The sequence below is a fragment of the Aminobacter sp. GW821-FHT11F06 genome (assembly GCF_058808215.1).
This window is the reverse complement of sequence record NZ_JBXARL010000004.1, coordinates 333,203-346,028: the sequence shown is the minus strand read 5'-3', so window position 1 is coordinate 346,028 and position 12,826 is coordinate 333,203. Positions and strand designations below refer to the sequence as shown.

The following is a 12,826-nucleotide window of genomic DNA, read 5'->3' as shown; positions in this document are numbered from 1 at the left end:
GATCTTCGCACCACTCACGTGTCAAATTCCTCGAGCAGGCGATTGTCGCGGTAGAAATCGTGCAGTTCGGCGAGTGCCGGATGCGCAATGGCGCGGCCGAGATAATCGCGGATGCGTGGCAGATGCTCCAGATATTGCGGCTTGCCGTCGCGCCGGTCGAGGCGGACGAAAATGCCGAGGATCTTGGAGTTCCGCTGTGCTGCCATGATGGCATAGGCCTCGCGGAACCCATCCTCGTCAAAGCTGCCGGCCGCATGGCGCGTGGCGACATAGGCGTCGACGGTGCTGCGTTCGATGTCCGGCGAAACCGTCACGCGCGCGTCCATGGCGAGCGAAGCGACGTCATAAGCGACGGGGCCGATCAGCGCGTCCTGGAAATCGATGATGCCGAGCCGGTCGTGCCCCTTGCTGTTGCCGCGCCAGATGATGTTGGGCGAATGGTAGTCGCGCAGGACCAGCCCGTATTGCTTGTCCGCAAGGCGGTCGAAGACAGCGTTCCACGCGGCGCGATAGCCGTCGCGCAAGGCATCGGATGCCGGCGCGCCTGTGACTTCAGGCACATACCAGTCGACCAGCAGATCGACCTCGATCATCAACGCGTCGCGGTCGAAGGGCGGCACATCGTGGAAGATGCCGGGGGCGGCCTCCATGTGCTCGGGCCAATGTTTCCCGTGAATCATTGCCAGCAGTTCGGCGGCGGCGGCGTAGCGCTCGGTGACGGGCTTGCCCTCGGCGTCGAGGAAGGCACCGCTGCCGAGATGTTCGAGCAGCAAAAAGCCCTGGTCGAGATCCTGGGCGACGATGCCGGGCACTGTCACGCCACCAGCGGCAAGCGCGCGGTCGATGGCGACGAAGGCTGCCACGGACTGCGCGGTATGGGCGATCTCGGCATAGGGCTTGCCATCGCGCACCGGCGGGCCAAGCACCAGACGCGGCGAGTTCATCAGCACCAGCGACTCGTCACCGTCGCGGGTCACGGTCTCGTAGGCGCGGGCCGAAGCGTCGCCCATGAAGCGGCGGCGGCGAGCCTCGCCCCAGCCGAAAGCAACAAGAAATGCGCGCATGGCAAGCGAGCGGGCAACGCGGTCAAAGGTGGCACCATCGCCCGAGATCGTCACACGACGGCCGTCGCCTTCATGATCGAGCGCGATGCGCAGGCTCGTCGCCGGCATGTCGTCCGCCGCGCGCTCGGGCCATTCGACCAGCGCCACGCCCGAACTTATCGCTTCATCGAAGCCAAGCTCTTCGAGCTCGTCGGGCGAAGACAGGCGATAGAGATCGAAATGATGCACAGGCAGCGGCGTGTCGTAGCTCTGCACCAGCGTGAAGGTCGGGCTCGGCACCTCGTGCATCGGGTCGTCGGCAAGAGCGCGGATCAGTCCACGCGCCAAGGTCGTCTTGCCTGCGCCGAGATCGCCATCGAGCAAAAGCACGTCGCCAGCCTTGAGCGCCAGTGCCAGATCCTCGCCCAGCCGCGTGGTTGCGACATCGTCGGGAAGGAACAACTCCAGCGACCTGGCCGTCATCAAAGGGTCTACTCCGCCGCGACCCGGACGCCGGCGGGCACGTCTGGGAACAGGCAGATGACGGTGGTGCCGAGGTCCTTGCCGCTGTCGATGCGGACCGAGCCGCCATGCAATTCGACGAAGCTCTTGACGATCGACAGGCCGAGACCAGCACCGCGCTTGCGGCCGCCATTGACGCGGGATTCGAAGCGCTGGAACATCGTGTCGAGCACTTCCGGCGGCATGCCTGGGCCGTCGTCATGGACGGAGAATTCGACGCCCTCGGCGCGCTGGCGGCAGGCGAGCGTGATGGTGCTCGCGGCGGGCGCGTAGTTCACCGCGTTGCTGAGCAGATTGTAGAGGATCTGGCGGACGCGCGTTTCGTCGCCATTGAAGCTCTTGGGCGCGCTCCTGGTTTCGATGGCGAGCCTGATCGAATGCTCTTCCAGCCGATCGGCGACGAGTTCGGCGGCCGCTTCGATGGCGCGGTCGATATGCACCTCGGCGATCTCGAGCTCCATGATGCCGGCATCGACGGTGGCAAGGTCGAGGATGTCGTTGACGATGGTCAAAAGCACACCCGACGACGAGCCGATATGCTCGACATATTCGCGCTGGCGCTGCGACAGCGGGCCGGTGCCAGGCAAAGACAGAAGCTCGGTGAAGCCGATGATATTGGTCAGCGGCGAACGCAACTCGTAGGAAACGTGCTGGACGAACTCGTTCTTGATCTGGTCGGCGCGCCGCAGCGCCTCGTTCTTGTCCTTCAGCGCGCGCTCGACATTGACGCTGTCGGTGACGTCGACAAAGGTCAGCATCACCTGGCCGTTGGGCAGGTGGATGACGGCATGCTGGAGCACCGAACCATTCCTGAGTTCGGTCTGGCCATGGCGATCGCTGCGCTCGTCGAAGCCGGTGACGGCGGCAACAAAATCGCCCCACGGGCTCTTCTCGGCACGCGTATCGCATTCGGCGCGGATCGCCGAAATGTGCGTGTTCTGCCGAAGCGCATCCGGCGAGACGCCCCAGAGCTGGCCAAAGGCCGGATTGAACAGGCGGATGCGGCCATCGGGTCCGAAGACGACGACGCCTTCGGCGAGATTGTCGAGGGTTTCGCCCTGCACGCGCACGGCGGTGGTGTAGCGGCTTTCGAGATCGATCTTCTCGGTCAGGTTCTCGAACACCCAGGTGACGCCGCCCTTGGGTTGCGGGTTGGCGACGACGCGGATGGTGCGGCCGTCGGGCAGGTGCCACAGATGCTCCTGCGGTTCGACGGCGCGATAGGCGGAAAGCAGGTTCTCTTTCCAGCGACGCCAGTCCGGCTGCTCGGGCAGCTTGCGTTCGCTGCGCAGGCGGTCGAGCAGCAGCGCATTGTCGGGCGCGCTCGAGATATAGCCGGCGTCGAGGTCCCAGAGCGCCCGGAAGGCGTTGTTGTAGAAGCGCAACTTCTGGTTGGCGTCGAAGGTGGCAACGGCGGTCGCGACCTGGTCGAGCGTGTCGGCGTGGCTGCGCACGACCAGGCTGTATTCCTCGCGGATGGCTTCGGCAGCGCTCATGTCGGCGGCGATGCCGGCCGAGCCTTCCTTGCCGACAACATCGGTGACGGCAAACATCTTGCGGTCGCCGTCGATGACGGTCGACAGCGTTTGCTGGAACACCGGCCGCGAAATGTGCTGCTGGGCGATGGCCTCGCGGGACTGGGTGCCCAAGAACTCCTTGCCGTCGCGGATGGCGGCGGAGGAATCCACCGCCTCAACGGCCTTGGCGAAAGCCTTGTTGACCCATTTCAGGCGGCCATCGCCGTCGCGCATCCAAGACGGCATGTCGATGGCGTCGATCAGGGCGACAAGCGTTTCGTATTCGGCGCTGAGGCGCTGGTTTTCAAGCTTCAGCCGCGCCTGACCGCGCTGCGCCTCGGAGATCGAGATGAAGCGGACGATGACATGCGCGCCGCTCTTGCGGCCCTGGACCTCAAGCGCCGCGCCAGCATGGGTTTCGGCCACCAGCTCGAAGGCAGTGCCCTTGTCGCGCAAGGCGGCGATGGCGTTTTCGAGCGCTGCGGCCGAACGCGGCATCAGCCAGCGGCCAAAGCCGAGAAAGGCAGAGCGCTCATCCGGCGCGCCGGTTTCCATCGGCAGCGAACCGATCAGCTCGGGCTTCTTGTTTTCGTTGGCCCAGACAATGACACGCTGGTCGCGCAGATTGAGCAGGGCTTCGGAACGCTGCAGCGAAGCGTTGAGATCGGCGACACGCCCGCGCAGCTCGGCATTGTCGGCACTTATGCGCGCTTTTTCGCGGATCAGCGCTATGGCCGAAATCAGGGCGGCGCCCATGACGCCGACGAACATGGCCAGCTGGATGACTTCGGCCGTGCTGACGGGCAAGCCGGCGACGGCTGCCTGCTGGGCATGCGCAAATCCGAAAGGCGTGCAAAGGGCGGTGGCGCCGAGCAGAATGGCGGCAGCACGGCTGCCGAGCCGGCGCGCGGTCTGCCATCTGGCGCTCGAAAGGGCCATCTGCGAATCCTGTTGGCCGCCGGAAACGGCCTGTCCCGCTAGAAGCGGGTATTCCCCCGGCATGTCTTGTTCCTCTCCGCCGCCTGAATGCAAGACCGCCCTGAAGCGCCCCAAAACTCCCGCCGAGAACGGGCGCGTGGCGAATCACGCCACAATAGCCGCTGGGCGAATCGCCGTGAAGAAGGCGTTTGCGCAAAAAGAGAAGCCGGGCGAAAGTCAATCGCCCGGCTTCAACATGTTGTAGGTTTAGATGCTATGGTTAATAGCGGTAGTGTTCCGGCTTGAACGGGCCCTTCGGCGTGACGCCGATATAAGAGGCCTGTTCATCGCTCAGCGTGGTCAGCTTGGCGCCGAGCTTGTCGAGATGCAGGCGCGCGACCTTCTCGTCGAGGTGCTTGGGCAGGACATAGACTTCGTTCTTGTAGTGGCCTGGCTTGGTCCAGAGCTCGATCTGGGCCAGCGTCTGGTTGGTGAAGGACGCCGACATGACGAAGCTCGGATGGCCGGTCGCGTTGCCGAGATTGAGCAGACGGCCTTCCGACAGCAGAAGCATGCGCTTGCCATCGGGGAAGGTGATCATGTCGACCTGCGGCTTGACGTTGGTCCACTTCAGGTTGCGCAAGGCCGCGACCTGGATCTCGTTGTCGAAGTGGCCGATGTTGCCGACGATGACCATGTCCTTCATGGCGCGCATATGGTCGAGGGTGATGACGTCCTTGTTGCCGGTCGTCGTGATGACGATGTCGGCAGCGGGGGCCGCATCTTCCAGCGTGACGACTTCAAAGCCGTCCATGGCTGCCTGAAGCGCGCAGATCGGATCGACTTCGGTGACCTTGACGCGGGCGCCGGCACCCTGCAGCGAGGCTGCCGAGCCCTTGCCGACGTCGCCATAACCGCAGACGACGGCGACCTTTCCGGCCATCATGACGTCGGTGCCGCGGCGGATGCCGTCGACAAGCGATTCCTTGCAGCCGTACTTGTTGTCGAACTTCGACTTGGTGACGCTATCGTTGACGTTGATTGCCGGGAAGGGCAGCAGGCCCTTCTTCTGCAGCTGGTAGAGACGGTTGACGCCGGTCGTGGTCTCTTCGGTGACGCCACGGATGGCGGCCTTGTGCTTGGCGAAGAAGCCCGGCGTTGCCGCCATGCGCTTCTTGATCTGGGCAAACAGGATCTCTTCTTCTTCGCTGCCCGGGTTGGACAGCACGTCCTCGCCTGCCTCGGCGCGGGCGCCGATCAGGATGTACATGGTGGCGTCGCCGCCATCATCGAGGATCATGTTGGTGGCGCCGCCGTCGGTCCACTGGAAGATCTTGTCGGTGTACTGCCAGTATTCCTCAAGCGTCTCGCCCTTGACGGCGAAAACCGGGATGCCGGATTCGGCGATCGCCGCAGCAGCGTGATCCTGGGTCGAGAAGATGTTGCACGAGGCCCAGCGGATGTCGGCGCCGAGTTCCTTCAGCGTCTCGATCAGCACCGCCGTCTGAATGGTCATGTGCAGCGAGCCGGAAATGCGCGCGCCCTTGAGCGGCTTTTTCTCGCCGAACTCCTCGCGACAGGCCATCAGGCCCGGCATTTCAGTTTCAGCGATCTCGATTTCCTTGCGACCCCAGCCGGCGAGCGAAATGTCGGCGACCAGATAATCCTTGCTACCCGTCATGGCTTGCTCCGATTCCTGTTTATTGCGCGCCGGCGCGGAAGGCCTTGTGAGGGCGCGCGAAAGAGCGGCCTGACTACCAGATCAGTCCGCAATCGTAAATGGGACATAAAGAAATCTTTATTCGTGCATGTCGCTAGGCGCGTGCCTGACGATCAGCACTCCTCGCCAAAGCGTGCGGCGACCAGTGTCGCCAGCGCTTCCATCGCCTCATGGGCTTCCGGACCGCTGGCGGTGACCCGAATGGTGCAGCCGGGGCTGGCGGCCAGCATCATCAGGCCCATGATCGAGGTGCCGCCGACGGAAATGCCGTCCTTTTCGACGCTGACCGAGGCCTGGAATTCGCCGGCGATCTGCACAAACTTGGCCGAAGCGCGGGCGTGCAGGCCGCGCTGGTTGACGATGGCGAGGTCGCGGACGACGTGGCCGTCTTCGGGTGAGAAGGGCATGCCGCTCATTTGCCGCTCAACACCTGGCTTGCCACATTGATGTATTTACGCCCCGCTGCCTGCGCCTCATCAAGCGCACCCGACATGTTGTCGGCCTTGCGCACGCTGGTCAGCTTGATCAGCATCGGCAGGTTCATGCCGGCGATGACCTCGACGCGCCCGGCTTCCATCACCGAAATGGCGAGGTTGGAGGGTGTTCCGCCAAACATGTCGGTCAAAACGACCACGCCCGTGCCGGTGTCGGCACGTGCTACGGCATTGATGATGTCGCTGCGACGCTGCGCCATGTCATCATCGGCACCGATTGAAACGGTCTCGAAATTCTCCTGCGGTCCGACGACGTGTTCCACCGCATGGCGGAACTCCTCAGCCAGTTGACCGTGCGTTACAAGCACGAGTCCGATCATTCTGTCATGGCTCCCGTCATGGCACTTTCACAACCGCGCAGTATTTTTGCCGCCTTCGCGGACGGCGGGAGCGCTATCTTGTCGACGGCGAGGGCGTTTACAAGCCCCAATTTACGGCATGACATGGCATTTTGACGCAATGCAGCAAAAATAATGGGCAACTTCAAGCCAAGAGCCCGATGCCGAGCAAGGCCAGTATGGCGGGCACCGCCGCACCTATTTCTCGCTCCGCGAGCATGACCTTGGGTACGGTGCAACCCATGAGAAGTTCGCTCGCTGCCTCGGGCAACCGCTCCATTTCGACCGCCGGAACCAGCCTGACCAAAAGGTCGACGGCTGCCGCCGCCTCATGTTCGACAGGAACGGGACCGATCCCGCGAACCTCCACAAGGCCGGCAATCGTTGGCGGCGCGTGGCACACAAGCCTGCCTTGATGCGCCGAAAGAAAGACCTGGTCGTCGGACACCAGCCGCGCGAAACGGCCGGAAGCGCTGAATTTTTCGACAAGCGCCAAAGCCAGCGCCGTCTTGCCGGAACCTGACGGTCCAGCGACCAGCACGCCGCGCTCGCCGAGCACAACCGCTGTCGCGTGCATGTTGATCGGCTGCACGGATCAGCTTTCCGCCGGGAAGGCGACGACGAAACGCGCGCCCTTGATCTCGCCCGGCTTGGTGCCGGTGATGTTTTCCGCCTTCAGCGTGCCGCCATGCGCTTCGACGATCTGGCGGCTGATCGACAGGCCGAGACCCGAATTCTGGCCAAAGGCTTCGCCCGCCGGCCGGTCGGTGTAGAAGCGCTCGAAGATGCGATCGATGTTTTCCGCGCGGATGCCGGGGCCGTTGTCCTCGACAGTGACGACATTGAATTTGCCGACCCGCGCCAGCGAAATGGCGATATGGCCATGGTCGTCGGGCACGAAGGAGCGGGCGTTTTCGATCAGGTTGGTGATGACCTGGCCGATGCGCAGATCGTGACCGGCGACGTTGTAGTTCTTCACCCCGGCCGGCAGCTTGGCGATATTGAACGCGATCTCGACCGGCTTCTTGTGGCGGCTGGTCTCGCGCGACACCGAAACCAGGTCGCCGATGAACCTCTTGAGATCGACCCGGCCAGCATCTTCCCGCGCAAGCTCGGCGTCGAGACGCGATGCGTCGGAGATGTCGGTGATCAGCCGGTCGAGGCGCCGGACGTCGTGCTGGATGATCTCCATCAAACGTGCGCGCGAACTCTCGTTTTTGGCCAGCGGCAGCGTCTCCACCGCGCTGCGCAGCGAGGTCAGTGGGTTCTTGAGCTCATGCGACACGTCGGCGGCGAAACTCTCGATCGACTCGATGCGCGCATAAAGCGCGTTGGTCATGTCGCGTATGGCGACCGACAGATTGCCGATCTCGTCCTGGCGGTCGGAGAAATCGGGGATCTCCTCGCGGCTCTTGCCGCCGCGGCGAACCCGATTGGCGGCAGCGGAGAGACGGCGCAGCGGGTTGGCGATTGTCGAGGCCAGCAGCATCGACAGGATGGCCGTGACGAGCGCCGCAACACCAAAGACGCGCAGAATGGCCTTCTGCTCGGCGGCGACGATCTTGTCGATGTCGCCACCTTCGGTCGACAGCATCAGCACGCCAAGCACGGCACGGAAGCGCTGGATCGGAACGGCGACGGAGACGATTTGCTCGCCCTGTTCGCTGACCCTGACGAACGTCGCCGGGCCACCAGTCAACGCCTGCACGACTTCGGGGAAGGCCACGCCGTTGCCGCCGGGCTGCTCCTTGTAGACCGGCAACGCGCTGTCACGGAAAAAGCCAAAGACGAACTTCTGCGCCCGTTCGAAGATGGTCGGCTGCTCTTCTTCGACCGGCGGCAGGTCGTAGCGAAGGATTTGGCCGTGCGAATAAAGACGTCGCGAATCGAGCAGCAGATTGGCATCGCGATCATAGATGCGGGCGCGGGTGCGGGTCGGCGAGATCAGTCGGCGAAGCAGCGGGGCGACGCGTTCAGGATTGATCGGAAAGTCGAGACTGTCGAGCTGATCGGAGCCGGGGCCGAGTGTTTCGCCGGCCTGCAGTTCGAGCAGCTTTTCGGGGTCGATGCTGATCGAGTCCGTTTCAACGGTCGCCGAGGCGGCAATCGAACCGGCGATGATCTCGCCCTGCGTCGTCAGGCTCTCGACACGGGCGCCGATAAGGCCGTCGCGGAAGGTGTTGAGATAGAGGATGCCTGCAACCAGAACCGCCAAACCGGCCAGATTGAGAAACAGGATGCGGCGGGTAAGGCTCGAAAAGAAGTAGTGGCCGAGGAAGCGGCTTAGCCGGATCCTCGCCCGATCGAGAAACAGCAGGCGTCCGCGCGGCCGTTTTGCAGCGGCCGCCGGCTTCCTGATTTCTGCTTCCATCGCCATATGATCTCAGCCCCCGCTGATATCACGCTTCGCGGAATCTGTAGCCGACACCATAGAGCGTTTCGATCATCTCGAAGTCGTCATCGACGGCTTTGAACTTCTTGCGCAGGCGCTTGATGTGGCTGTCGATGGTGCGGTCATCGACATAGACCTGCTCATCATAAGCCGAATCCATCAATGCGTCGCGGCTTTTGACGACGCCGGGGCGCTGCGCCAGCGAGTGCAGGATCAGGAATTCGGTGACGGTGAGCACGACAGGCTCGCCCTTCCAGGTGCAGGTGTGGCGCTCCTGGTCCATCACCAGCTGGCCGCGCTCGAGCGAGCGCGCCTGCTGGGTCGGCGCCTTGACTCCTGCTTCGCGGGTACTTGCCCGGCGCAGGACTGCGCGCACACGTTCAACCAGCAAACGCTGCGAGAACGGCTTGCGGATGAAATCGTCGGCCCCCATCTTGAGACCGAACAACTCGTCGATCTCATCGTCCTTGGAGGTCAGGAAGATCACCGGAAGGTCGGTCTTCTGGCGCAACCGCCGCAACAGCTCCATGCCGTCCATGCGCGGCATCTTGATGTCGAGGATGGCAAGGTTCGGCGGACGCGCGGCCAAGCCTTCAAGTGCCGAAGCACCGTCCGTGTAGGTCTCGACGCGGTAGCCCTCGGACTCGAGCGCGATCGAAACCGATGTCAGAATGTTGCGGTCGTCGTCGACAAGCGCGATCGTTGCCATTTCCAGCGGCTCCCTCATGAGCGGGGTGTCCCTTCCTGCTTCGAGCAGGGCTTTTGCAGGACAAATTAGGTACAAAATGTGGCATACCCTCCGATCGAGGGGAGCGCAACCGCCACGACCAGTGCCCACTCTATATGGGGCGCCTGTGCGAAACCTCGAACAAAAAACCTGACCGCTCGTTGGGCAAGGTGCGGCCATTCCCCATCATTTAAACGATTTAGATAAATTTCAATATTTTTAAATCGATTAAAGATTTGAAATCACTCGGCTTTTCTGTTTCTGGCTGGCTTCAGTCCCTCGGGACAGCGGCGTCCGGCCCGTAGACCGGACATTGGCGTCAAATCGAACGAGGGTTCCCGAATGTCGGAAATCGGTAAGCGCAATCCCGCCAGCGGGATCGAAACGGCAGGTCTCAAAACGTCGGGTACCGTCCGTTACAACTTTGGCCCGGCACTGCTCGTCGAAGAGTCGATCCGCCGCGGCGAGGCCCAGCTGACGGCGCATGGCGCGCTCGTCGCCGACACCGGCCAGTACACCGGCCGCTCGCCCAAGGACAAATTCGTGGTGCGCGACGAAAACACCGAGGCCCAGGTCTGGTGGGACAACAACAACGCGATGACCAGGGCCCAGTTCGACGCCCTGCACGCCGATTTCCTGGCGCATGCGGCCGACAAGGACCTCTTCGTGCAGGACCTGATCGGCGGTGCCGACCGTTCTTTGTGCCTGCCGACGCGCGTCGTCACCGAATATGCCTGGCACTCGATGTTCATCCGCAACCTGCTCATCCGCCCCGACGAGGCCGAGCTTGCGAGCTTCGTGCCCAAGATGACGATCATCGACCTGCCGTCGTTCCGCGCTGACCCGGCGCGGCATGGCGGCCGTAGCGAGACGCTGATCGCCGTCGACCTGACGCGCATGATCGTTTTGATCGGCGGCACCGAATATGCCGGCGAAATGAAGAAGTCGGTGTTCACCGCGCTCAATTACATCCTGCCGGCGGGCGGCGTGATGCCGATGCATTGCTCGGCCAATGAAGGCGACGATGGCGACGCCGCCATCTTCTTTGGCCTTTCGGGCACCGGCAAGACGACGCTGTCGGCCGATCCGACGCGCACGCTGATCGGCGACGACGAACATGGCTGGGGCCCAGACGGCATCTTCAACTTCGAAGGCGGCTGCTATGCCAAGACCATCCGCCTGTCGGCCGAAGCGGAGCCCGAGATCTTCGCAACGACCCAGCGTTTCGGCACCGTGCTCGAAAACGTCGTGCTGGACGAAAACCGCGTGCCGGATTTCAACGACGGCTCGCGCACCGAAAACACCCGCTGCGCCTATCCGCTGGACTTCATTCCGAATGCCAGCGCCAGCGGCCTCGCCAGCCACCCCAAGAACATCATCATGCTGACGGCCGATGCCTTCGGCGTGATGCCGCCCATCGCCAAGCTGACACCGGCGCAGGCGATGTACCACTTCCTGTCGGGCTACACCGCCAAGGTGGCCGGCACCGAGCGCGGCGTGACCGAGCCGGAAGCAACGTTCTCGACCTGCTTCGGCGCACCCTTCATGCCGCGCCACCCCAGCGAATATGGCAACCTGCTGCGCCAGCTGATCGCCGACCACGGCGTCGACTGCTGGCTGGTCAACACCGGCTGGACCGGTGGTGCCTATGGCGTGGGGTCGCGAATGCCGATCAAAGCGACGCGCGCACTCCTGGCGGCGGCCCTGGACGGCTCGCTCAATTCGGTCGAATTCCGCACCGACGCCAATTTCGGCTTCGCGGTGCCGGTTTCGGTGCCGGGTGTCGACGGCAAGATCCTCGACCCGCGCTCGACCTGGGCCGATGCCGCCGCTTATGACCGCCAGGCCAACAAGCTGGTGTCGATGTTCATCGACAATTTCGGCAAGTTCGAAAGCCACGTCGACGCCGCCGTGCGCGGTGCCGCACCACGCGCGCAGCAGGCAGCCGAATAATCGCTGCGAAACCAAGTACCTCAGTCAGGCCCGGCCAAAAGCCGGGCTTTTCTTTTTGGCCGCGCCACGGCATGACTTGGCGCATGAGCGCCGACGACAAGATTTTCATCGCCAATGACGTGGTCATCCATCCCGATGACATCGAGGAGAACTTCATCCGCTCCTCAGGGCCAGGTGGCCAGAACGTCAACAAGGTGGCAACCGCTGTGCAGCTGCGCTTCGACGCCGCTAATGCACCGGGGCTGCCCGAGCGGGTACGCGAACGCACGATCAAGCTCGCCGGCCAGCGCGCCACCAAGGACGGCGTCATCGTCATCGAGGCCGGGCGCTACCGCACCCAGGAGCAGAACCGGGCCGACGCCAGGGCAAGGCTGACGGCACTTGTCGCCAAGGCGGCCGAGCCGCCACCACCGCCGCGCAAGAAGACAAGGCCGACAAAGGGCTCGGTCGAGCGGCGCCTCAAGTCCAAGTCCGGACGGTCGACAGTCAAGAAGCTGCGCGGCCGGGTCGACGGCGAGTAGATCAAACCTGCTTCCAATTTTGTTTTGCAGATGCCAAGCTCCGGCAACTGCCACAGCAAGGGAGACCACGAATGGGCATGTTCGATTTCGTCAAGAATGTCGGCAAGAAGCTTGGTTTCGGCGGAGAGGAAGAAGCGCCGACAGCCGAAACGCTGAAGAAGGAACTCGATTCGCACAAGCTCGGCACCGACAACGTCCAGGTCGTGGTCAAGGGCGACACGGCCGTGCTGACCGGCGTGGTCAAGGACCAGTCGATCTTCGAAAAAGCCGTCATCGCGGTCGGCAACACGCTTGGCGTCTCCAAGGTGCAGGCTGACGAGCTGAAGGTGGTGGCGCCGGATTCGGGCCTCAAGCTCGACGGCAAGGTCGACATGACCGAGCTGGTCAAGGCAGCAACCCCGGCCAAGGTCCCGGTGTTCTACACGGTCAAGAAGGGCGACAATCTTTCGAAGATCGCCGAGGCCCAGTACGGCAAGGGCAAGGCATCGAAATACACCGTCATCTTCGAGGCCAACAAGCCGATGCTGTCGCACCCCGACAAGATCTATCCGGGCCAGGTGCTGCGCATTCCCGATATCGCCACCGCCTGATCCAATCCCTTATTGATGCGAAACGGCGGCTTTCGGGTCGCCGTTTTGCTTTTGCGGTGGCATTGTGGGCGGCCAGATCAGAGGTAGGTGA

11 protein-coding genes are annotated in these 12,826 nt (G+C 63.2%); 3 read left to right on the top strand and 8 right to left on the bottom strand.

Annotated features, from left to right (window positions below):
- Positions 1 to 14 precede the first annotated feature (14 nt).
- The 8 genes from tsaE to AC1RTB_RS13050 form a co-directional block, all read right to left on the bottom strand.
- Positions 15 to 1,526 carry a tRNA (adenosine(37)-N6)-threonylcarbamoyltransferase complex ATPase subunit type 1 TsaE gene (tsaE, locus tag AC1RTB_RS13085; protein WP_492878427.1) on the bottom strand — a complete coding sequence of 504 codons (1,512 nt, stop codon included), beginning with the start codon at positions 1,524 to 1,526 and terminating at the stop codon, positions 15 to 17.
- Positions 1,527 to 1,534: 8 nt separating this feature from the next.
- A complete protein-coding gene (locus tag AC1RTB_RS13080) occupies positions 1,535 to 4,084 on the bottom strand; it encodes an ATP-binding protein (RefSeq protein WP_492878429.1) in 2,550 nt (849 codons plus the stop codon).
- 196 nt (positions 4,085 to 4,280) lie between these two features.
- Positions 4,281 to 5,681: an adenosylhomocysteinase gene (gene ahcY, locus AC1RTB_RS13075; RefSeq protein WP_492878431.1), complete on the bottom strand. Its 1,401-nt coding sequence runs from the start codon at positions 5,679 to 5,681 to the stop codon at positions 4,281 to 4,283.
- Positions 5,682 to 5,833: 152 nt separating this feature from the next.
- Positions 5,834 to 6,136, bottom strand: a complete 303-nt coding sequence (locus AC1RTB_RS13070; RefSeq protein WP_492878433.1) for an HPr family phosphocarrier protein — start codon at positions 6,134 to 6,136, stop codon at positions 5,834 to 5,836.
- Positions 6,133 to 6,534, bottom strand: coding sequence for a PTS sugar transporter subunit IIA (locus AC1RTB_RS13065; RefSeq protein WP_432285855.1), 402 nt, complete (start codon positions 6,532 to 6,534; stop codon positions 6,133 to 6,135). Before AC1RTB_RS13065 ends, AC1RTB_RS13070 begins: the two co-directional genes overlap by 4 nt.
- 163 nt (positions 6,535 to 6,697) lie before the next feature.
- Positions 6,698 to 7,144, bottom strand: a complete 447-nt coding sequence (locus AC1RTB_RS13060; protein WP_492878435.1) for an HPr kinase/phosphorylase — start codon at positions 7,142 to 7,144, stop codon at positions 6,698 to 6,700.
- A gap of 3 nt (positions 7,145 to 7,147) precedes the next feature.
- On the bottom strand, positions 7,148 to 8,923 hold the full coding sequence (locus AC1RTB_RS13055; protein ID WP_492879010.1) for a stimulus-sensing domain-containing protein: 1,776 nt from the start codon (positions 8,921 to 8,923) through the stop codon (positions 7,148 to 7,150).
- A gap of 28 nt (positions 8,924 to 8,951) precedes the next feature.
- A complete protein-coding gene (locus AC1RTB_RS13050; RefSeq protein WP_492878437.1) occupies positions 8,952 to 9,653 on the bottom strand; it encodes a response regulator transcription factor in 702 nt (233 codons plus the stop codon).
- 360 nt (positions 9,654 to 10,013) lie between these two features.
- Between AC1RTB_RS13050 and AC1RTB_RS13045 the strand changes: the two genes are divergently transcribed.
- The 3 genes from AC1RTB_RS13045 to lysM all read left to right on the top strand — a co-directional run bounded on the left by AC1RTB_RS13045 (position 10,014) and on the right by lysM (position 12,735).
- A complete protein-coding gene (locus AC1RTB_RS13045) occupies positions 10,014 to 11,624 on the top strand; it encodes a phosphoenolpyruvate carboxykinase (protein WP_492878438.1) in 1,611 nt (536 codons plus the stop codon).
- 83 nt (positions 11,625 to 11,707) lie between these two features.
- Entirely contained in the window at positions 11,708 to 12,145 is a 438-nt protein-coding gene (gene arfB, locus AC1RTB_RS13040) for an alternative ribosome rescue aminoacyl-tRNA hydrolase ArfB (protein WP_492878440.1), read from the top strand.
- A 71-nt stretch (positions 12,146 to 12,216) separates the two neighbouring features.
- Positions 12,217 to 12,735: a peptidoglycan-binding protein LysM gene (gene lysM, locus AC1RTB_RS13035; RefSeq protein ID WP_492878442.1), complete on the top strand. Its 519-nt coding sequence runs from the start codon at positions 12,217 to 12,219 to the stop codon at positions 12,733 to 12,735.
- Positions 12,736 to 12,826 lie beyond the last annotated feature (91 nt).

Excerpts from the sequence above, each read along its gene's own strand:
- AC1RTB_RS13045 (WP_492878438.1), top strand. The coding sequence starts at position 10,014 with ATGTCGGAAATCGGTAAGCGCAATCCCGCCAGCGGGATCGAAACGGCA.
- arfB (WP_492878440.1), top strand. The coding sequence starts at position 11,708 with ATGAGCGCCGACGACAAGATTTTCATCGCCAATGACGTGGTCATCCAT.
- lysM (WP_492878442.1), top strand. The coding sequence starts at position 12,217 with ATGGGCATGTTCGATTTCGTCAAGAATGTCGGCAAGAAGCTTGGTTTC.
- AC1RTB_RS13080 (WP_492878429.1), bottom strand. The coding sequence starts at position 4,084 with ATGCCGGGGGAATACCCGCTTCTAGCGGGACAGGCCGTTTCCGGCGGC.
- AC1RTB_RS13070 (WP_492878433.1), bottom strand. The coding sequence starts at position 6,136 with ATGAGCGGCATGCCCTTCTCACCCGAAGACGGCCACGTCGTCCGCGAC.
- AC1RTB_RS13050 (WP_492878437.1), bottom strand. The coding sequence starts at position 9,653 with ATGGCAACGATCGCGCTTGTCGACGACGACCGCAACATTCTGACATCG.
- AC1RTB_RS13055 (WP_492879010.1), bottom strand. The coding sequence starts at position 8,923 with ATGGAAGCAGAAATCAGGAAGCCGGCGGCCGCTGCAAAACGGCCGCGC.
- tsaE (WP_492878427.1), bottom strand. The coding sequence starts at position 1,526 with ATGACGGCCAGGTCGCTGGAGTTGTTCCTTCCCGACGATGTCGCAACC.
- ahcY (WP_492878431.1), bottom strand. The coding sequence starts at position 5,681 with ATGACGGGTAGCAAGGATTATCTGGTCGCCGACATTTCGCTCGCCGGC.
- AC1RTB_RS13065 (WP_432285855.1), bottom strand. The coding sequence starts at position 6,534 with ATGATCGGACTCGTGCTTGTAACGCACGGTCAACTGGCTGAGGAGTTC.